The sequence below is a fragment of the Pseudomonas leptonychotis genome (genome assembly GCF_004920405.1).
GTDB lineage: Bacteria > Pseudomonadota > Gammaproteobacteria > Pseudomonadales > Pseudomonadaceae > Aquipseudomonas > Aquipseudomonas leptonychotis.
This window is the reverse complement of record NZ_RFLV01000001.1, coordinates 417,665-436,673: the sequence shown is the minus strand read 5'-3', so window position 1 is coordinate 436,673 and position 19,009 is coordinate 417,665. Positions and strand designations below refer to the sequence as shown.

17 protein-coding genes are annotated in these 19,009 nt (G+C 59.7%); 16 read left to right on the top strand and 1 reads right to left on the bottom strand.

The genetic code is table 11. From position 1 onward, the window contains the following. Nucleotides 1-2: 2 nt before the first annotated feature. The 13 genes from D8779_RS01990 (at nt 3) to D8779_RS01930 (ending at nt 13,695) form a co-directional block, all read left to right on the top strand. Nucleotides 3-506, top strand: coding sequence for a chemotaxis protein CheW (locus tag D8779_RS01990; protein WP_136662792.1), 504 nt, complete (start codon nt 3-5; stop codon nt 504-506). Next, nucleotides 503-1,750, top strand: coding sequence for a CheR family methyltransferase (locus tag D8779_RS01985; RefSeq protein ID WP_136662791.1), 1,248 nt, complete (start codon nt 503-505; stop codon nt 1,748-1,750). The genes D8779_RS01990 and D8779_RS01985 overlap by 4 nt, the downstream gene beginning before the upstream one ends. Then, complete coding sequence (locus D8779_RS01980; RefSeq protein WP_136662790.1) at nt 1,740-2,408, top strand: chemotaxis protein CheW; 669 nt, start codon at nt 1,740-1,742, stop codon at nt 2,406-2,408. The genes D8779_RS01985 and D8779_RS01980 overlap by 11 nt, the downstream gene beginning before the upstream one ends. Continuing rightward, on the top strand, nt 2,405-4,666 hold the full coding sequence (locus tag D8779_RS01975; RefSeq protein WP_136662789.1) for a hybrid sensor histidine kinase/response regulator: 2,262 nt from the start codon (nt 2,405-2,407) through the stop codon (nt 4,664-4,666). The genes D8779_RS01980 and D8779_RS01975 overlap by 4 nt, the downstream gene beginning before the upstream one ends. Then, nucleotides 4,663-5,667 (top strand): chemotaxis response regulator protein-glutamate methylesterase, encoded by a 1,005-nt coding sequence (cheB, locus tag D8779_RS01970; RefSeq protein ID WP_136662788.1) that lies wholly within the window; start codon nt 4,663-4,665, stop codon nt 5,665-5,667. The genes D8779_RS01975 and cheB overlap by 4 nt, the downstream gene beginning before the upstream one ends. A 77-nt stretch (nt 5,668-5,744) precedes the next feature. Continuing rightward, the gene (locus D8779_RS01965) at nt 5,745-6,767 is read left to right on the top strand and encodes a diguanylate cyclase (RefSeq protein ID WP_240789669.1); all 1,023 of its coding nucleotides are present in this window, start codon (nt 5,745-5,747) and stop codon (nt 6,765-6,767) included. Between the two features lie 211 nt (nt 6,768-6,978). Next, nucleotides 6,979-8,074 (top strand): peptide chain release factor 2 gene (gene prfB, locus D8779_RS01960; RefSeq protein WP_136662787.1). Its coding sequence is split into 2 segments (ribosomal slippage): nt 6,979-7,050 and nt 7,052-8,074, totalling 1,095 coding nucleotides; the frame shifts between segments, so codons are not numbered across the junction. 97 nt (nt 8,075-8,171) lie between these two features. Continuing rightward, on the top strand, nt 8,172-9,689 hold the full coding sequence (lysS, locus tag D8779_RS01955) for a lysine--tRNA ligase (protein WP_136662786.1): 1,518 nt from the start codon (nt 8,172-8,174) through the stop codon (nt 9,687-9,689). A 113-nt stretch (nt 9,690-9,802) separates the two neighbouring features. Next, nucleotides 9,803-10,516, top strand: a complete 714-nt coding sequence (locus D8779_RS01950; protein ID WP_136662785.1) for a TetR/AcrR family transcriptional regulator — start codon at nt 9,803-9,805, stop codon at nt 10,514-10,516. Nucleotides 10,517-10,547: 31 nt separating this feature from the next. Continuing rightward, on the top strand, nt 10,548-11,099 hold the full coding sequence (locus D8779_RS01945) for a hypothetical protein (RefSeq protein ID WP_136662784.1): 552 nt from the start codon (nt 10,548-10,550) through the stop codon (nt 11,097-11,099). 9 nt (nt 11,100-11,108) lie between these two features. Continuing rightward, entirely contained in the window at nt 11,109-12,404 is a 1,296-nt protein-coding gene (locus tag D8779_RS01940; protein ID WP_205895775.1) for a flavohemoglobin expression-modulating QEGLA motif protein, read from the top strand. Between the two features lie 142 nt (nt 12,405-12,546). Continuing rightward, nucleotides 12,547-13,296: a TIGR00266 family protein gene (locus D8779_RS01935; protein ID WP_136662783.1), complete on the top strand. Its 750-nt coding sequence runs from the start codon at nt 12,547-12,549 to the stop codon at nt 13,294-13,296. A 93-nt stretch (nt 13,297-13,389) separates the two neighbouring features. Next, nucleotides 13,390-13,695, top strand: a complete 306-nt coding sequence (locus D8779_RS01930) for a PA3694 family proteiin (protein ID WP_136662782.1) — start codon at nt 13,390-13,392, stop codon at nt 13,693-13,695. Nucleotides 13,696-13,893: 198 nt separating this feature from the next. On the opposite strand, the gene D8779_RS01925 is transcribed toward D8779_RS01930, so the two are convergent. Further along, nucleotides 13,894-14,235, bottom strand: a complete 342-nt coding sequence (locus tag D8779_RS01925) for a pilin assembly protein (protein ID WP_136662781.1) — start codon at nt 14,233-14,235, stop codon at nt 13,894-13,896. A gap of 154 nt (nt 14,236-14,389) precedes the next feature. Between D8779_RS01925 and ppc the strand changes: the two genes are divergently transcribed. From ppc to D8779_RS01910, 3 genes are all read left to right on the top strand, one after another. Next, nucleotides 14,390-17,026: a phosphoenolpyruvate carboxylase gene (gene ppc / locus D8779_RS01920; RefSeq protein ID WP_136662780.1), complete on the top strand. Its 2,637-nt coding sequence runs from the start codon at nt 14,390-14,392 to the stop codon at nt 17,024-17,026. A gap of 244 nt (nt 17,027-17,270) precedes the next feature. After that, nucleotides 17,271-17,918, top strand: coding sequence for an adenylate kinase (gene adk, locus D8779_RS01915; protein ID WP_136662779.1), 648 nt, complete (start codon nt 17,271-17,273; stop codon nt 17,916-17,918). A gap of 216 nt (nt 17,919-18,134) precedes the next feature. After that, complete coding sequence (locus D8779_RS01910) at nt 18,135-18,920, top strand: 5'-nucleotidase, lipoprotein e(P4) family (RefSeq protein WP_136662778.1); 786 nt, start codon at nt 18,135-18,137, stop codon at nt 18,918-18,920. Nucleotides 18,921-19,009: the final 89 nt, after the last annotated feature.

Genomic DNA, 19,009 nt, shown 5'->3' with positions numbered 1-19,009 from the left:
GCATGAACACACCAAGTGCCGGCCAGGTATCACTCAGCCGTGAGGCTGGTGAGCTCTATTTACTGTTTAACCTGGATCAGGACCGCTACGCGCTCAATGTGCATGAAGTGGTCGAGGTGCTGCCATTACGTCGTCTGAAAGCATTTCCGCAGGCACCTGCTTGGGTCGCTGGAGGCTTCGAGTACCGCGGCGCGTCAGTGCCGGTGATTGATTTACTGATGCGTGCCTGTGGTCGCCCCGCCGTTGCGCTGATCAGTACGCGATTGGTCTTAGTGCATTACCGCCCAGCCAATCGTGTGCTCGGCCTGGTGTTGGAAAAAGCCACTGACACCCTGCGCCTGCAGGCCAGTGCCTTTCGTGATTCAGGCCTGAAACCCGGCGATGCGCAGTATCTGGGGGCGTTACAAGATTCGCCCCTCGGGCTGATTCAGTGCATTGAGGTCGCCGGCTTGCTACCCGCTGATGTGTGTGCGCTGTTGTTCCCCGCGCCGGGCGACGCCGCATGATTACTGAGGTGGAGCGTCTGCTCAAACAGCTGATCGGCCTGGAGGCTGAGTCGGTAGGGCGGGCGGTGGTAGAACGAGCCATGCGCCAGCGTATGGAGGCGCTGAGCCTTGCTACCGATACTGATTATTGGTTGCTCGTCAGCCGTTCGAGCAGCGAGCAACAGGCGTTGGTGGAAGCCGTCGTGGTGCCGGAAACCTGGTTCTTTCGTTACCCGGAGTCTTTTGTCACATTGGCCAACCTGGCGCTTAAACGTAAAGCCGCGCTGTTAGGCAGTCGTCCGCTACGGATACTGAGTCTGCCGTGTTCCAGTGGTGAGGAACCCTACTCGATTGTGATGGCATTGCTGGACGCCGGTTTCGCCCCGGCCGCGTTCCAGGTCGAAGCGTTGGACGTCAGTGCCCGAGTGGTGGAGTTGGCGCGCTTTGGGCACTACGGGCGCAATTCGTTTCGCGGCCAGGACCTGAGTTTTCGCGACCGTTATTTCGCTGCCACGGCCAGCGGTTATCAGTTGCAGGCGCGGGTGCGTGATGGGGTCAAGCTGCGCTGTGGCAACCTGCTGGACAGCCACGTGCTGGGCGGCGAAGCGCCCTTCGATTTTGTTTTCTGCCGCAATCTGCTGATTTATTTTGATCGCCCGACCCAGAACGCTGTACTGGATCGGCTGCAGGGCCTGTTGCACGAGGATGGCACTTTCTTTGTCGGCCCTGCTGAGGCCAGTTTGCTGACTCAGCGTGGCATGCGAGCCCTGGGCGCACCGCTGACCTTTGCCTTCAAACGTGCGGTTGCGCCGCCTGAATTGGCCGCAGTGGCGCCAGTAATCGCGCCAGCCCCTGTTCGGCCAGTGCCGATGCCACAACCCCCTCGCGCACGAGCGAGCATGACGCCGGCCCCCGAGTCTGTCGCGCGGCTCGACGGTGCCGCCAGTGCGTTGGCCAGAATTGCTGAGTTGGCGGATGCCGGGCGCAGTGCTGAGGCGCTGCAAGATTGCGAACGTTATCTGCTCAAGCACGGCCCTAACGCGGATACGTTCTACTGGATGGGTTTGCTCAATGACATGGCGGGGCAGGGCGATACGGCGCAGGGTTACTACCGCAAAGCGCTTTACCTGGAGCCCGAGCATGTGGCGAGCCTGGTGCACTTGGCCGCATTACTGGCGGCGCGAGGTGATCATGGCGGTGCCCAGCGGTTACAACAACGCGTAAGCCGTGCCAGCCCTTCAGGAGTGAAACGTGATGAGCGATAACCTGATGCTGGTGGAGAGCGCTGCAGTGATCGATGACTGCTGGAATCGTATCGGCGTGCAGGGCGATAAAAGCTGTGAACGCCTACGCGAGCATGTGCACTGCCGTAATTGTGAAGTGCACGCTGGCGCCGCGATTCGCCTGCTGGAGCGCTATGCGTCAGTGCAAGGTGATGTCGAGCCTGTTCTAGAAGAACAAGCCGTTGAGCGTTGTTCGCTGCTGGTATTCCGGGTTGCCGAGGAATGGTTGGCACTGGCAACGCGCGGGTTGGTTGAGGTGGTGGCGCAGATGCCGATTCATTCGTTACCCCATCAGCGTTCACGCAGCCTGCTCGGCGTGGCCAATGTGCGTGGCACCCTGGTGGCCTGTGTAGCGCTTGGCGAACTCTTGGGCATCGCAACCAGCGCGGCATCGGCAGCGGGGCCACGCGTTATTGCGCGCATGCTGATCCTGGCTGGGCAAGGCGGGCCGGTGGTGATTCCGGTCGACGAAGTGGACGGTATTCATGCCATCCCCCTGCGCAGCGTGCAGCCGGCTGTGCGCGATGGTGGCCTGGCGGTCAGCCAGTTTGCCAGTGGCGTCGTGCAGTGGCAGGGACGCAGCATTACCCAGCTCGATGATGAGCTGCTGCGTCAGGCCATCAGCAGGAGTTTTGCATGACGCCCGATCAGATGAGGGATGCCTCGCTGCTGGAACTCTACCGCATGGAAGCAGATGCCCAGGCGCAAGTGCTCGATAGCGGCCTTTTGGTGTTGGAACGCGAACCCAATCATGCGGGGCAGCTGGAAGCCTGTATGCGGGCGGCGCATTCGCTCAAGGGCGCTGCGCGCATCGTCGGTTTAGAGGACGGGGTGAAAGTTGCTCACGCCATGGAGGACTTACTGGTTGCCGCTCAGGAAGGCTTACTGCGTTTAGTGCCTGAACAGATTGATGGTTTGTTGCAGGGCACCGACCTGCTACGTCGGGTGGGTGCGCAGGTGGTGGCGGACGCTCCATCGGCTGAACGGGTTGAGCAGTTGGTGAGTCTGTTGCAGCAGCAATTGGCGGCAGCGGTCCCCGCCCTAGGATTGGCTGTATCTGCATCTGCAGACGAGCCCGCCGCGCAGGGCACGCAGATGCCAGCCCTGGAGGCTTCTGCTGAGCCTGTCGAGGAGCCACTGGATGATGGCCGTGGGCGGGTGTTGCGGGTCTCGTCCGAGCGTCTCGATCATTTATTGGACATGTCGGGTAAAGCTCTGGTCGAGTTTCAACGCATTCAACCGTTGGCTGACTCGTTGCAGCGGTTTAAACGTCAGCAGTCCTCGTTGCGACGTACCTTGGATACCTTGCGCGACGTGACCCTGGGCAGCTCGTTAGAGCCGCAGGCGCTGGCGCTGCTGGAGGAATCCAGGGCGCAACTGAATGAATGCCAGCAGCTGCTGCAGGAACATTTTGAAGCGTTTGATACGTTTGCCTGGGAGGGCGGCCTACGCAGTCGCTCGCTCTACGATGCGGCGTTGTCTTCGCGTATGCGGCCGTTGGCCGATGTGCTGGTTGGGCGTGCGCGCATGGTGCGTGACCTGGGGCGCTCTCTCGGTAAGCAGGTACGCTTGGACATCGAGGGTGAAGCTACACAAGTTGATCGCGATGTGCTCGAACGCCTGGACGCCCCCTTAACCCACTTGCTGCGCAATGCCGTTGACCACGGCATTGAGCCGCCCGAATTGCGTGTACGCAGGGGTAAGGAGCAGGAGGGCCGGCTGTTGCTGCGCGCGCGTCACCGTGCCGGCATGCTGGTGCTGGAATTGAGTGATGACGGCGCCGGGGTTGATGTGGAGCGCCTGCGCGAGGTGGTGGTGACGCGTAAGTTTGCCAGCGCCGAAACGGCGGCAAGGTTGAGTGAGGACGAGCTGCTGGCGTTTTTATTCTTGCCGGGCTTCAGTCTGCGCGACCAGGTCACCGAGGTGTCCGGGCGGGGTGTGGGGCTCGACGCGGTGCAGCACGAACTACGTCAATTGCGCGGCAGCGTGAGCCTGACGCATCGGCGTGGCGAGGGCAGTACCTTTATTCTGCAAGTGCCACTGACCCTTTCGGTGGTGCGCAGCCTGGTGGTGGAGGTTGCAGGTGAAGCCTATGCCTTCCCCCTGGCGCATATCGAGCAAATGCTGCGGGTGAGCGCAGAGGATGTTGTGCAGTTGGAGGGGCGTCAGCATTTCTGGCATGGCGATCGTCATGTCAGCCTGATCGCCGCCAGCCAGTTATTGCAGCGTCCCGAGGGGCGTACCGAAGAGGCTGGCATCCCTCTGGTGCTGATCCGTGAACGCGACAACCTCTATGGCATTGCCGTGGAGCGTTTCGTTGGCGAGCGCACACTGGTGGTCATGCCGCTTGATGCGCGGCTGGGCAAGGTCCGCGATGTCGCGGCCGGCGCCTTGCTGGATGACGGCTCACCGGTGTTGATTCTCGACGTTGAGGATTTGTTCAGCTCGATTAGCAAGCTCTTGGGCAGTGGCCATCTGGAACGGGTTGACCGGCGCAGCCAAGGTGCTCAAGAAGCCACGCGCAAGCGTGTGCTGGTGGTCGATGACTCCCTGACGGTACGTGAGCTTGAACGCAAGCTGTTGCTCAGTCGAGGCTATGACGTGGCGGTAGCCGTGGACGGCATGGATGGTTGGAATGCGCTGCGTGATGAACACTTTGATTTGCTGATAACCGACATCGACATGCCACGCATGGATGGTATCGAGCTGGTGACGCTGCTACGCCGCGATAGTCGGTTGCGCACGTTACCGGTGATGGTGGTGTCCTATAAAGATCGCGAAGAGGATCGCCGCCGGGGGCTGGATGCCGGCGCGGATTACTACCTGGCCAAGGCCAGCTTTCATGACGAAGCCCTGCTTGATGCGGTGCAGGTACTAATAGGCGAGGCACAGGGATGAGAATCGGAATAGTCAACGACATGCCGCTGGCAGTCGAGGCGTTGCGTCGTGCGTTGGCGCATGCTCCCGAACATCAGGTGGTCTGGGTGGCCGGCAGCGGCGCGCAGGCCGTGCGGCGTTGCCAGGAAGACACCCCCGATCTGCTGTTGATGGACCTGCTGATGCCTGACATGGATGGCGTTGAGGCCACTCGGCAGATCATGGCGCACACCCCCTGCGCCATCTTGATCGTTACCTCGGATGTCGAGCGCCACGTCAGCCGCGTATTTGAAGCCATGGGGCATGGCGCACTTGATGTAGTGGCGACGCCTGCGATGGGGGACGCACGGTTGCCAGAAGCCGCCGTTTTGCTGCGCAAGATTCATAACTTGGGCCTGCTGCTGGTGCCCAAAGCGGCGCCTAAAACGACCGAGCCGGCTCAGCGTGATCGCAACAGTTGTCGCCAGCGCTTGGTGGCTATTGGTGCGTCGGCGGGTGGGCCTGCTTCTTTGGTTGAGTTGCTCAAGCAGCTCCCACAGGGTTTTCCCGCCGCCGTGGTGCTGGTGCAGCACGTTGACGAGACATTTGCTGCCGGCATGGCGCAGTGGTTGGCCAGTGAGTCAACATTGCCGGTGCGCCTGGCTCGCAAAGGCGATGTGCCGCAGCCGGGGACGGTGTTACTGGCGGGCAGCAATGACCACCTGGTTCTGCAGACCAATGGCGAGTTGACCTACTGCGCCGAGCCCAGTGCGCACATTTACCGGCCCTCGATTGACGTGTTTTTTGACAGCGTGGTGGCCAATTGGGCCGGTGATTCCATTGGTGTGCTGCTCACCGGCATGGGCCGGGACGGCGCTCAGGGGCTTTTGAGCATGCGTCGTCGTGGTTTTATGACCATTGCTCAGGATCAGGCCAGTTGTGCGGTCTATGGCATGCCCAAAGCGGCAGCGCAGATTGATGCGGCCGTGGAAATATTACCCTTGGCCGATATAGGCCGACGGCTGGTGGCGTTGTTTGATTAATGGCTGCAGGGGGCTAAGTGCGCGTGGATGTTGCAGGGTCTATAACGATAATGGGCGCTAAGCCTGGAGAGAGTGGTATGCAGAGTTTTCCTCAACTTAGCGGTGGTCAGGAGGATGCACCGATATCTACTCCGTTGATGGTGTTGCTGGTAGACGACCAGGCGATGATTGGTGAGGCCGTGCGTCGGGCCTTGGCGACTGAACCAAACATTAGTTTTCACTTCTGTTCGGACCCTCTGCAGGCGGTGGCCTTGGCCGAGCAAATAAAGCCGACGGTGATTTTGCAGGACCTGGTCATGCCAGGGGTCGATGGCCTCGAACTGTTGGCCCAGTACCGCAGCCGCCGCACGCTGCAGGATGTGCCCATTATCGTGCTGTCCACCAAAGAAGACCCCAAGATCAAAAGCGCTGCATTCACCCGGGGGGCTAACGACTATCTGGTCAAATTGCCCGATGTGATTGAGCTGGTAGCGCGCATTCGTTACCACTCGCGCTCCTATCTGGCCCTGCAACAGCGTGATGAAGCGTTTCGTGCCTTACGTGAGAGCCAGCAGCAGTTGCTGGAGACCAATCTGGTGCTGCAGCGCTTGATGCGGTCTGACGGCCTCACGGGCCTGGCCAACCGTCGTCATTTTGATGATTGCTTGAACAGCGAGTGGGCGCGCGCGCTGCGTGAGCAAAGCGAGTTGTCGTTGCTGATGATTGATGTGGACTACTTCAAGGCCTTCAATGACCGCTTTGGGCACGTGGAAGGCGATGAAGCTTTGCGCCGAGTGGCAACTTGTTTGAGCGACATGTGCAGTCGCTCTTCAGACCTGGCAGCGCGTTATGGCGGCGAGGAGTTCGTCATGATCCTGCCGGGCACCTCGCGGGGCGGGGCACGCTTGTTCGCGGAGAAAGTGCGGCTTTGCGTACAGGCTTTGGCGATTCCCCATGAGCAACCCGCCCCGATGTCGACCGTCAGCATCAGCCTGGGTGTTGCCACACTTACGCCGCGTATGGACATGGAGCCGACTTGCCTGGTCGAGCTGGCTGATCGGGGCTTGTACCTGGCCAAACAGAATGGGCGTAATCAAGTGGGCATCGCGGAGCCAGATTGAGGCGCGATGCAGGGCGAATGGTCGACCGCTAGCCGCCTAGCGGTGTTCGTGGTGGGCTGCCAGCGCGGCGTTGACTGGGGTATACTCGCCGGCTTTTCTGAAACTTCGGGGCCACGGTCAGGTTGCCGTGTCCGATCAGCCGCCGTAAGGCTGGCTATCGGACCGCACCGGGCTGCTGTACACCTCTAATCGCCTGCGAGTGCCGACCATTATGGAAATCAACCCGATCCTCAACAGCATCAAGGATCTGTCCGAGCGCACCCTGACCATTCGGGGGTATCTTTGACTACGATCACAAACATGATCGTTTAGTCGAAGTAAACCGCGAGCTCGAAGATCCAAACGTCTGGAACAATCCTGAGTACGCGCAGAATCTGGGCCGCGAGCGCGCCACCCTGGCGCTGATCGTTGACACTCTGGATGACCTGCACAGCAGCCTTGCCGATTCCCGTGATCTGCTCGACATGGCCGTTGAAGAAGACGACGAAGGCGCTGTGGCTGATGTGGTCAGCGAAGTTGAGCGCCTGCGCGATATCCTCGAAAAACTCGAGTTCCGCCGCATGTTCAGCGGCGAAATGGACCCCAACAACGCCTACCTCGATATCCAAGCGGGCTCCGGCGGCACCGAAGCGCAAGATTGGGCCAACATGCTGTTGCGCATGTACCTGCGCTGGGCCGATAAGCGTGGCTTCGATGCCACCATCATGGAACTGTCCGCGGGTGAAGTGGCAGGGATCAAAGGCGCCACTCTGCATATCAAGGGTGAATACGCCTTTGGCTGGCTGCGTACCGAGATCGGCGTGCACCGCTTAGTGCGCAAGAGCCCGTTCGACTCCGGTAACCGCCGGCACACCTCGTTTACTGCGGTGTTCGTCTCGCCGGAAATCGATGACAACATCGAGATCGAGATCAACCCGTCTGACCTGCGTATCGACACCTATCGTTCATCCGGTGCCGGTGGTCAGCACGTAAACACCACAGACTCGGCGGTACGTATCACCCACGTACCGAGTAACACTGTGGTCTGCTGCCAGAACGAGCGCTCCCAGCACGCCAACAAAGACACCGCGATGAAGATGCTGCGTGCGCGGTTGTACGAGCAGGAAGTGCAAAAGCGCAACGCCGCCTCGCAAGTGCTGGAAGACTCCAAGTCAGATATTGGCTGGGGCCATCAGATTCGCTCTTACGTGCTCGATGCGTCGCGAATCAAGGATCTGCGCACCAATATTGAGCGCAGTGACTGCGACAAGGTGCTTGATGGCGACATCGATGAATATCTGGTGGCAAGCCTGAAACAAGGGCTGTAACCACCGCGTGATGGTTTTAGGCAGGTTGGCCGGTGCGCCGTTCAACCTTCAGCCGGGGCCACGCCCAACCAACGATTTACAGGACTGACGAACGACCATGAGCGACCAACAACTCGACCCGCAAGCCCTTTCCCACGAAGACCAGCAGCAGGAAGAAAACAAGCTGATTGCCCTGCGCAAAGAAAAGCTTGCTGCCATCCGTGCGCAGGGCAACGCCTTCCCCAACGATTTTCGCCGTGACAACTACTGCGCCGACCTGCAGAAACAGTACGCCGAGAAGACCAAGGAAGAGTTGGCCGAGGCTGCCATTCCAGTCAAGGTTGCCGGTCGCATCATGCTCAACCGTGGCTCGTTCATGGTTATTCAGGACATGACTGGGCGCATCCAGGTCTACGTCAACCGCAAGACCTTGTCTGAAGAAACCCTGGCCGCCGTAAAAAGCTGGGACATGGGCGACATCATCTCCGCCGTAGGCACCCTGGCCCGTTCCGGCAAGGGTGATCTGTACGTGGAAATGACCGACGTGCGTCTGCTGACCAAGTCTTTGCGTCCGCTGCCAGATAAGCACCACGGCCTGACTGACACCGAGCAGCGCTACCGTCAGCGTTATGTTGACCTGATCGTCAACGAAGACGTGCGCCAGACCTTCCGCGTACGTTCGCAAGTGATCGCGCACATCCGCAGCTTCCTGATGCAGCGTGATTTCCTTGAAGTGGAAACGCCGATGCTGCAGACCATCCCTGGCGGCGCCGCAGCCAAGCCATTCGAAACCCACCACAATGCACTGGACATGGAAATGTTCCTGCGTATCGCGCCGGAGTTGTACCTCAAGCGCCTGGTGGTTGGCGGTTTTGAGAAGGTCTTCGAAATCAACCGCAACTTCCGTAACGAAGGTGTTTCGACCCGGCACAACCCCGAGTTCACCATGCTCGAGTTCTACCAGGCCTACGCCGACTACGAAGACAACATGGACCTGACCGAGGAGCTGTTCCGTGAACTGGCCCAGCTGGTTCTGGGCAGCACCGACGTGCCTTACGGCGACAAGGTGTTCCACTTCGGTGAGCCGTTCGTGCGTCTGTCGGTGTTTGACTCGATCCTTAAGTACAACCCTGAGCTGACTGCCGATGATCTCAATGACATCGACAAAGCGCGCGCCATCGCCAAAAAGGCCGGCGCCAAGGTGCTGGGCTTTGAAGGCTTGGGCAAACTACAGGTGATGATTTTCGAGGAGCTGGTCGAGCACAAGCTGGAACAGCCACACTTCATTACCCAGTACCCGTTCGAGGTTTCGCCACTGGCGCGCCGCAACGACGACAATCCGAATGTCACCGACCGCTTCGAGCTGTTTATCGGTGGTCGCGAAATCGCCAACGCCTATTCCGAGCTCAATGACGCGGAAGATCAGGCGGAACGCTTTATGGCCCAGGTCGCCGACAAAGACGCCGGCGACGATGAAGCCATGCACTACGATGCTGACTTTGTTCGCGCGCTGGAGTACGGCATGCCGCCGACCGCTGGCGAAGGTATCGGTATCGATCGCCTGGTGATGTTGTTGACCAACTCACCGTCGATTCGTGACGTGATTCTGTTCCCACACATGCGCCCACAAGCCTGATGCTGAAAAAGCCGCCTAAGGGCGGCTTTTTATTGCCTGCCAGTGGACTATCTTTGCGATTTACTGACTAAGTCATATGTCATCGTGAATAACCGAGAGAGGATTGCCCTACTGTGACAGCCAAGCCCGCCCAAGATAGCGCCACACTGGTGGCTAATGCCGTTGCTGAGAGCGTTCAATACCAGGGTCGCAAAGCCAGCCGTCAAGGCAGTGAGCAGCGCCGTCAGGCCATTCTCGACGCGGCCATGCGCATTATCGTGCGTGAAGGCGTGCGTGCCGTGCGTCACCGTGCGGTGGCTGCCGAGGCCGAAGTGCCGTTGTCGGCGACCACCTATTACTTCAAAGACATCAACGACCTGATCACCGACACCTTCGCTCAGTTTGTCGAGCGCAGTGCGGCGCATATGGGCCAGTTTTGGAGTGGCACCGAAGGCTTGCTGCGTGAGCAAGTCAGCCGTTTGGACGGCAGCGCTGAGGCGCGTCGGCGTCTGGCCAATGAAATCGCCCGGCTGGCCGTGGAGTATGTGCGCCAGCAATTGTTGAATCGCCGCGAACACCTGTTGGCCGAACAAGCGTTTCAGCAAGAAGCGTTGCTCAACCCGCGGTTGCATGAGTTGGTACGTGCTCACCGGCAGATTTTGCTGCAAGGTGTGACGCACTTCTTCGAAGTCCTGGGCTCGCAGCAGGCGGAGCAGGATGCCAAGCTATTGACGGCGATAATTGTGCGCATGGAGTATCAAGGCCTGCTCGATGGCATCGATCATCTGGACAGCGAAGAGATGTTGGCCATGCTTAAACGCTATATGCACCTGGTACTGGGTTTGTAACCGGGTCCATCCATTTTCCAAGGAGAGCTCAATGATCGCCTGGCGTGTGCTGCTTGCCGTGTCCTTCCTGTTACTGGGCGGTTGCCTGGTTACTTTCAAGGACCCGATCCCAGCCAATGAGGCCGCTCCGATCCCCTTGCTTGGCGAGTGGTCACGCCAGAATGAGTGGGGCGAGCAAGTGTTTTTGCAGGTTACCCGTGCCGGCTCCAACGTCTACAAGGCCCGCGCCTATGTCGACAGCCTGGATAACCTCGAAAGCGTCGAAGAATATGGCTTTACTGTGGCCCATCACGGCCGCCGCTGGTACCTGTCTGCGGGTTTGCCAAAGCGCATGGGTGCCAACTTCGCCATTGCCGGCTTTGAACTGACCACCAACAATGAGCTGGTGATCTACAACCTGGACATCGACCGTGTCCTCCAGGAACTGGAACAGGGCGTGTTGGACGGCGAGGTGATTGAAGCGGCTGAAGGCGAGGGTGTGCTGATCAGCAGTCCACTTGAGCGGGTATTTGCCTACCTCGACGATCAAGCCAATTCAGATGTATTTATCGAAGTTGCGCGCTACCAGCGTGCTGGGGATTAGGCCGTAAGGATGAATACGCATACCGTGTTGGATGACTATCAGTTGATTGTGCGCGCGCTATCCGACCGGATTGTCGAGGCGCAAACGCCGATTCGCGTACTGGACGCGGTGAAGTGGGATGACTCGATTCGCAGCGAATTTCTCAAACACAAGGGTAAACAACAGCCCGCCGTTGATCGTGCCTATTACGCCAGCCGGCCACTGCCCTTTGATGCGGCAGGAAAGAAACTGGAGTTCCAGAATATCGAGCGCGACATCACCCGTCAGCTCGGCCAGTTCAACCCGGTGGGCAAGATCATGCGGCGCATGTGCCGTGAGTACCGCATGGTTATCCGCATGCTCGAAGCGCGCGGCACCGAAGACTTCGGCCTGATCAGTCAGGAACTTTACGGTGCGGCCTCCGATGCCTTCCATGCCGGCGATCCGACCTTGGCGGATCTGGGCATGATGTTTTCCGGCTTCCTCAACAACATCGACAAGCGCGGTGATCTCAAGGACGAAGCCAAAAACCTGACGGCTCAAGAGGCGGTTAGCCTGTTGCAGCACCGCTTAAACAAGGTGTTTGGCGAAGAAGAAAGCACCATTCGGGTGTTTGAGTCAGATGGCATTCTCGCTGATGCGGCCGCTGGGGCCGATTACATCAAGATCCGCGCCGATGCCATGTTCAACGAGCGTGACGTTAAGGCGCTTGAGGTGCATGAAGGGCTGGTGCATGTGGCGACCACGCTGAATGGCCAGAATCAGCCAATTTGCACCTTTCTGGCCAAGGGGCCGCCATCCTCCACCGTCACCCAGGAAGGCCTGGCGATTCTGATGGAGGTCATTACCTTCGCCTCGTACCCAACTCGCTTGCGCAAACTGACTAACCGCACCCGCGCCATTCATATGGCTGAAGAGGGCGCGGATTTCTTGCAGGTATACGACTTCTACCGTGAGCAGGGCTTTAGCCAAGAGCAGAGCTACAGCAACGCCAATCGGGTGTTCCGTGGCTCAACGCCCACCGGTTTGCCGTTCACCAAGGACCTGTCCTACCTGAAAGGCTTCATCATGGTTTACAACTACATCCAGTTGGCCGTGCGTAAAGGCAAGCTGGAGCAAATTCCGCTGTTGTTCTGCGGCAAAACCACCCTGGAAGACATGCGCACCCTGCGCCAATTGGTCGATGAAGGGCTAGTAACGCCGCCCAAGTACCTGCCACCGCAGTTCAGCGACCTCAACTCGCTGTCGGCCTGGATGTGCTTCTCCAACTTCCTCAATCACCTGAGTCTGGATCGTATCGAAGCCGACTACGCCAATATCCTCTGATGGCATGATCCCCCGTTGTAGGGCGTAGGAACGGGCCATGCCCGCGAGCCCTTTTGCCTGGGTGACCTATCGCGGTCATGGACCGCTCCTACAAAACCGAGTCTCATCCGGGCAGCTTTGCCCGCATCGCCAAGGAGCCAATATGCCCAGTCATCAACTCGACTACGAAATCCTCGGCGCCTCCGCGCAGAGCGTGGAGATCATTCTCGATCCCGGTGAAACGGTGATCGCCGAGGCCGGTGTTATGAATTACATGACTGACGGCGTGCGCTTTGAAACGCGTATGGGCGATGGCGCCGCCACAGGCGTGCTAGGCAAGCTATGGGGCATGGGTAAGCGCATGCTGACCGGCGAATCGCTGTTTATGACGCACTTCTCCAATGCCGGTAAAGCCCAGGCGCGCGTGGCCTTTGCCGCGCCTTATCCCGGCACCGTGGTGCCCATTCAGTTGGCCGAGCATGGCGGCACACTGATCTGCCAGAAGGACGCCTTTCTCTGCGCCGCTTATGGCACCGCGGTTGGTATCAGTTTTAACAAACGCCTGGGCGCAGGGTTCTTTGGCGGTGAGGGCTTTATCCTGCAAAAACTTGAAGGTGATGGCCTGGCCTTTGTGCACGCAGGCGGCACGGTGATCCGCAAAGAGTTGAACAATGAAACCCTGCGCCTCGATACCGGGTGTCTGGTGGCGTTTACTGCCGGCATCGATTACGACATTGCCCTGGCCGGTGGCCTGAAAAGCATGCTGTTTGGCGGCGAAGGTATTCTTCTGGCCACGCTCAAGGGCACCGGTACGGTGTGGGTGCAGAGCCTGCCGTTCTCGCGCCTGGCCGAGCGCATCTATGAGGCGACGTTCAAGGCCCGTGAGGAAGTGCGTGCCGGCGGCAATAAATGATGCGGCAATCTGGGTCTTTGCAGGCGTGAGGCTTTGCTGCAAGCTGCGCCGCCTGTGCTGAGCCCGCTAACTGAAAAATTCCGAGAGTCTGTTATGAGCGAAGTAAACCCCATTCCGTTAATCCTTACCGCTATCGGCAGCATCTGCGCCACGGTGGCTGTGCTCGGTTATTACGGCTACCTGCATATCGCCAAACCGGAAGATGCCTTGCTGCTGTCCGAGTTCACCATGCTCAAAACTGTGCCGGGTGAGGACTACAAAGTTTCGCTCAAACCTGCCAGCCAGGTCGCCCAGTGCATTGATGGCGTGCTGGTGATGTTTGACTTAGAGCAGAAAGGCCTGAGCGGTGTATTGGTCGACCGGCGCAAGCAGGCCGTGCGTTGCAGCGAAGGTCAGTAAACTCAACCCGATCTGCTGCGCGTCGGCCCTGCTGCGTTAAAAACAGGCTCGGTAGGCCGCTTGCGGCTAACGCGCTTTAGCGCGACCCGTAGGGCGAGTGAAACGAGTAATGCTCATTTACACCAGTAAACTCCGCTTCCTCGTCTGTTTTTGCCTTGCAGGTCTCTAGCTCGCGAGATCGTGAGCATATTCTTAGTCCTAGCCCGCCGGTTTCTCTTGCTCGCTAAGGCGCTGCAGATGCCGGCGTGACAGAGCGAGGAAGCGCGGCGTCAGGCCGATGTCTTCATACAACGGGTCGCCCTGCTCGTCGCTGGCCACCACCTTGCTGCCTTGAACGTAGGGCAGGCTGGCCTCCAGCTCATCGAGCGCCGCGCCGAGCAATTCCCCCAGCAGTTCTTCAACGTGGTGCTTGGGGTACATCTCCTGCAATGCCGCCAGGCGCGCGGCGGCTTCCAGATCGAGCCTTATCTGATAAGGCGTTGCGCTCAGCCTCCCTTGGGCATTTTCCTGCCAGTGCTGAACAAGTTCGCGAATCTTCATGATGGCCTCGTGTCTGTTCTATGCCCGCCGTTTCTTGGCGGGCTGCACAGTTAAGACTAGTGCCTGGGCCGATAAGTGCGGCCGCAGCGTCGCGCACTTGTAAGAAGTTGGCGCGCTGTGCACTCTGGAGGCAGGATCAGAGGAGGCAATAGTCATGGCAGAAATCGACGCGCGTTTGCGCGAGGACGTCCACCAGCTTGGCGAGCTACTGGGTGACACCATCAAGGTGCAGCACGGCGCCGATTTTCTTGACAAGATCGAACGTATTCGCAAGGGTGCCAAGGCTTCTCGCCGTGGTTCGGCGCAAGGTACCGAGCAACTCAGTGCAACCCTGAACGAGCTGGCGGATGACGAGTTGCTACCCGTGGCGCGGGCATTTAACCAGTTCCTCAACCTGGCCAATATTGCCGAGCAATATCACCGTGTGCGCCGCCGAGCGCCGGGTGAAGCGCAGCCATTTGAAGACAATATCCTCGCTGATCTGCTGCAGCGATTGGCCAGCCATGGGCATAAAGGTGAGGCCCTGGCCCGCCAGTTCGGCCGTTTGGATATCGAGCTGGTGCTGACCGCGCACCCCACCGAGGTGGCACGGCGCACCTTGATTCAGAAATACGATGCCATGGCCGAGCAGCTCGCGGCGGGTGACCACCGCGACCTTTCGGCGGCCGAGCGCGAGCGGGTCAAGCAGTGCCAGCAGCGCCTGATTGCCGAGGCCTGGCACACCGAAGAAATTCGCCGTAGCCGGCCCAGCCCGGTGGATGAAGCCAAATGGGGCTTTGCGGTGATCGAACATTCGCTTTGGCATGCCATTCCCAATGTGCTGCGCAAGGCCAACCAGGTGTTGCATAGCGCTACCGGGTTGCACCTGCCGCTGGATGCCGCCCCAATTCGCTTTGCCTCCTGGATGGGCGGGGACCGTGACGGCAACCCCAACGTGACTGCCCGCGTGACCCGTGAGGTGCTGCTGTTGGCGCGCTGGATGGCGGCTGATCTGTACCTGCGGGATATTGATCAGCTGGCTGCCGAACTGTCCATGCAGCAGGCCAGTGCGGCGTTGTTGGCCCGAGTGGGGGAGAGTGCCGAGCCGTACCGCAGCCTGCTCAAGCAACTGCGTGAACGTTTGCGCGCCACCCGTAGCTGGGCTCATGCCGCCTTGAGTGAAGACTTGCCGGCACCAATCGCCGTGTTACAGGACAATCGCGAGCTGTTGGAACCTCTGCAGTGTTGCTACCAGTCCCTGCATGAGTGCGGCATGGGCGTGATTGCCGACGGCCCGTTACTCGATTGTTTGCGCCGTGCCGCCACCTTCGGCTTGTTCTTGGTGCGCCTGGACGTGCGCCAGGACTCCAGCCGGCATGCTGCCGCCCTGAGTGAAATTACCGAGTACCTGGGGCTGGGGCGCTACGCCGAGTGGGATGAAGACGCACGCTTAGCGTTTTTGCTGCAAGAACTGGAAAACCGCCGGCCACTGCTACCGGGGCATTTCAAGCCCAGTGGTGAAACTGAAGAGGTGCTGGCTACCTGTCGTGAGGTGGCCCGCGCGCCTGCTGCATCCTTGGGCTCTTACGTCATTTCCATGGCTGGGGTGGCATCTGATGTGCTTGCGGTGCAACTGTTGCTCAAGGAAGCCGGACTGCAACGGCCGATTCGCGTGGTGCCGCTGTTCGAGACCTTGGCGGATCTGGATAACGCGGGGCCGGCGATCAGTCAGCTGCTCGGCTTGCACGGTTATCGCGCGCGCCTACATGGGCCGCAAGAAGTGATGATTGGTTACTCCGACTCGGCCAAAGACGCGGGCACCACGGCGGCGGCCTGGGCCCAGTACCGCGCCCAGGAAACCCTGGTGCAGGTGTGCCGCGAGCAGGACGTCGAATTGCTGCTGTTCCACGGCCGTGGCGGCACGGTGGGGCGTGGCGGTGGCCCGGCACACGCGGCGATTTTGTCGCAGCCGCCGGGTTCGGTGGCGGGGCGTTTCCGTACCACCGAACAAGGCGAAATGATTCGTTTCAAATTTGGCCTGCCGGATATCGCCGAACAGAACCTCAATCTGTACTTGGCGGCTGTGCTGGAAGCGACGCTGCTGCCGCCACCCAGCCCTGAGCCAGCTTGGCGTGAGCTGATGGATAAGCTGGCCAGTGATGGCGTCAGCGCTTACCGCGCGGTGGTGCGCGAGCATCCGCAATTCGTCGACTATTTCCGCCAGGCCACCCCAGAGCAGGAGTTGGGGCGATTACCCCTGGGCAGCCGCCCGGCCAAGCGCCGCGAAGGCGGGGTTGAGAGTCTACGGGCCATTCCGTGGATTTTTGCCTGGACCCAGACCCGCCTGATGCTGCCGGCCTGGCTGGGCTGGGAGGCGGCGCTGAACAACGCCTTGCAGCGCGGCGAAGGCGAACTGCTCGGGCAGATGCGCGCACAGTGGCCATTCTTCCGCACGCGCATCGACATGCTGGAGATGGTGTTGGCCAAGGCCGACGAGTCTATCGCTCAGCTGTATGACGAGCGTTTGGTCGAGCCGGCGCTGCAGCCACTGGGTGCGCATTTGCGCGGCCTATTGTCGCAGGCGGTGGCGGCAGTGCTGGGTTTGACTGGTCAGTCGCAGTTGCTGGCGCACAGCCCGGAGACGCTGGAGTCGATCAGCGTGCGCAACACCTACCTTGATCCGTTGCATCTGCTTCAGGCCGAGCTGCTGGCGCGCTCAAGGCTGCGGGACAATCAGGCCGACAGCCCTCTGGAACAGGCATTGTTGGTTAGCGTGGCCGGTATTGCGGCCGGTTTGCGCAACACCGGTTAATGTCCGTTCGGGGTGATTAGCGTATTCGGCGGGGTGCATGTAGTGCGTCGCCGAATCCACTACCTGGCTGAGGCAGTCATCGGTATATCCGACTTTCGGTGGCTTGTGCGCTATGGGTGCGCTGTGTATCTTGAGCGGCCTTTCGGCACTCTGGCCCCTGTTGGCAGCGCTGCTTGAACAATTCTGAGATTGGCCCCACGAGGCGAGTCCGTCGATTTTTACTTATATTTTGAGGAGCACATCGATGCGCGTGATTTTGCTGGGGGCGCCCGGTGCCGGTAAAGGTACCCAAGCTGGTTTCATCACCAAGAAATTTGGTATTCCGCAAATCTCCACCGGTGACATGCTGCGTGCTGCGGTAAAGGCCGGCACTGAGCTGGGCCTGGTTGCCAAAAGCGTCATGGACAGCGGTGGTCTGGTTTCTGATGACCTGATCATCAACCTGGTCAAAGAACGCATTGCGCAAGCCGATTGTGCCAATGGTTTCCTCTTCGATGGCTTCCCGCGCACCATTCCTCAGGCTGAAGCCTTGAAAGAAGCCGGTGTGATTATCGATAACGTGGTCGAGATCGCCGTAGACGATGAAGAAATCGTCGGCCGTATCGCCGGTCGCCGTGTGCACGAGGCCAGTGGCCGCGTTTACCACATCGTCTACAACCCGCCAAAAGTGGAAGGCAAGGACGATGCAACCGGCGAAGAGCTGGTTCAGCGTAAGGACGACACCGAGGAAACTGTGCGTCATCGCCTGTCGGTCTATCACTCGCAAACCAAGCCGCTGGTGGACTTCTACCAGAAGCTCGCGGCTGCTGAGGGCACGCCGAAGTACAGCGCCATCGCCGGTGTTGGTTCGGTCGACGAAATCACTGCCAAAGTGCTCGCTGCTCTCAGCTAAGCCTTGATGTATTCAGACAACGGCTCGCTTTTGCGGGCCGTTGTCGTTTCTGGGTCTTTATTTGTGTGGCTACGGATACGTGCTGGTCGCTCTCAAGTATGGTGGCGCGCGGCAGATTTTTTACTATCAAAGGGCGATAGCCATAGCTCTGCGGCCTGGCCGTAGCGCCTTGGCATGTTGAATCGCGCGCGTCACCACCAAGGAGAGAGGACATTCATGACCGAGAAATCCACACACCGTCTTACCTGGCTGGGCCTGGCGGTATCGATGCTGGCCGTTCCCGCCGTTTTTGCCGAGACCCCAGCGAAGCCCAAAGCGGACTGCAGCGTCGCCGAGTTCAGCATGGGCCTGCGTTTCCAGCAGCAGTCGGCGGAAATTCAGGCCTTGCAGCTGCAGGCCTACAACATCGCCACGCTGAAACTGGATGCGGCAGTGGCCGCCGCGAAAGATCCGTCGAAGCTCGCCATCGTTACCGACTTGGACGAAACCGTCATCGACAACAGCGCCTTGCTGGCGCGGGATCTGGCCAACTGCCACACTTATGACGCCTGGGACACCTGGCTGCCTTGGGAGCGCGACGGCACCCCGGCACTCATTCCTGGCGCCAAGCAGTTTCTGCAGCATGCCGACAGCCTGGGAGTGACCATTCGCTATATCTCGGATCGCGCCGACGAGCAGAAGAAATACACCCTGGCCACGCTGACTAAGCTGGGGCTGCCGCAGATCTCGGAAGAAAGCGTGTTACTGCTGGGCCCGCCCAAGGTCGAGCGCCGCGCCATTGTCAGCGCCGATCATCAGATCGTGCTGATGTTGGGCGATACCCTGCATGACTTTGATGGGCGTTTCCGCAAGACGCCACTGGCCGATCAGCGTGCCACCGTGGCCGCCGAAGCGGGTAAGTGGGGCACCGAGTGGATTGTGTTCCCCAATGCGGGCTACGGCACCTGGTCCAAGGCGCCTTTGCAAGGTTGGGACGCCAAGACCGTTATCGAACCCTGGTAAGCACGCGTTACTCAGGCAGCAGTGGGGCTCTTCGGCCCCGCTGCATGCCTAATCCTTCGAGACCGCTCGCGTGACAGGCGCGGGTAGCA

Bases quoted from the DNA above. Each gene is read 5' to 3' on its own strand.
- D8779_RS01990 (WP_136662792.1), top strand. From the start codon at position 3: ATGAACACACCAAGTGCCGGCCAGGTATCACTCAGCCGTGAGGCTGGT.
- D8779_RS01985 (WP_136662791.1), top strand. From the start codon at position 503: ATGATTACTGAGGTGGAGCGTCTGCTCAAACAGCTGATCGGCCTGGAG.
- D8779_RS01980 (WP_136662790.1), top strand. From the start codon at position 1,740: ATGAGCGATAACCTGATGCTGGTGGAGAGCGCTGCAGTGATCGATGAC.
- D8779_RS01975 (WP_136662789.1), top strand. From the start codon at position 2,405: ATGACGCCCGATCAGATGAGGGATGCCTCGCTGCTGGAACTCTACCGC.
- cheB (WP_136662788.1), top strand. From the start codon at position 4,663: ATGAGAATCGGAATAGTCAACGACATGCCGCTGGCAGTCGAGGCGTTG.
- D8779_RS01965 (WP_240789669.1), top strand. From the start codon at position 5,745: ATGCAGAGTTTTCCTCAACTTAGCGGTGGTCAGGAGGATGCACCGATA.
- lysS (WP_136662786.1), top strand. From the start codon at position 8,172: ATGAGCGACCAACAACTCGACCCGCAAGCCCTTTCCCACGAAGACCAG.
- D8779_RS01945 (WP_136662784.1), top strand. From the start codon at position 10,548: ATGATCGCCTGGCGTGTGCTGCTTGCCGTGTCCTTCCTGTTACTGGGC.
- D8779_RS01940 (WP_205895775.1), top strand. From the start codon at position 11,109: ATGAATACGCATACCGTGTTGGATGACTATCAGTTGATTGTGCGCGCG.
- D8779_RS01935 (WP_136662783.1), top strand. From the start codon at position 12,547: ATGCCCAGTCATCAACTCGACTACGAAATCCTCGGCGCCTCCGCGCAG.
- D8779_RS01930 (WP_136662782.1), top strand. From the start codon at position 13,390: ATGAGCGAAGTAAACCCCATTCCGTTAATCCTTACCGCTATCGGCAGC.
- D8779_RS01925 (WP_136662781.1), bottom strand. From the start codon at position 14,235: ATGAAGATTCGCGAACTTGTTCAGCACTGGCAGGAAAATGCCCAAGGG.
- ppc (WP_136662780.1), top strand. From the start codon at position 14,390: ATGGCAGAAATCGACGCGCGTTTGCGCGAGGACGTCCACCAGCTTGGC.
- adk (WP_136662779.1), top strand. From the start codon at position 17,271: ATGCGCGTGATTTTGCTGGGGGCGCCCGGTGCCGGTAAAGGTACCCAA.
- D8779_RS01910 (WP_136662778.1), top strand. From the start codon at position 18,135: ATGACCGAGAAATCCACACACCGTCTTACCTGGCTGGGCCTGGCGGTA.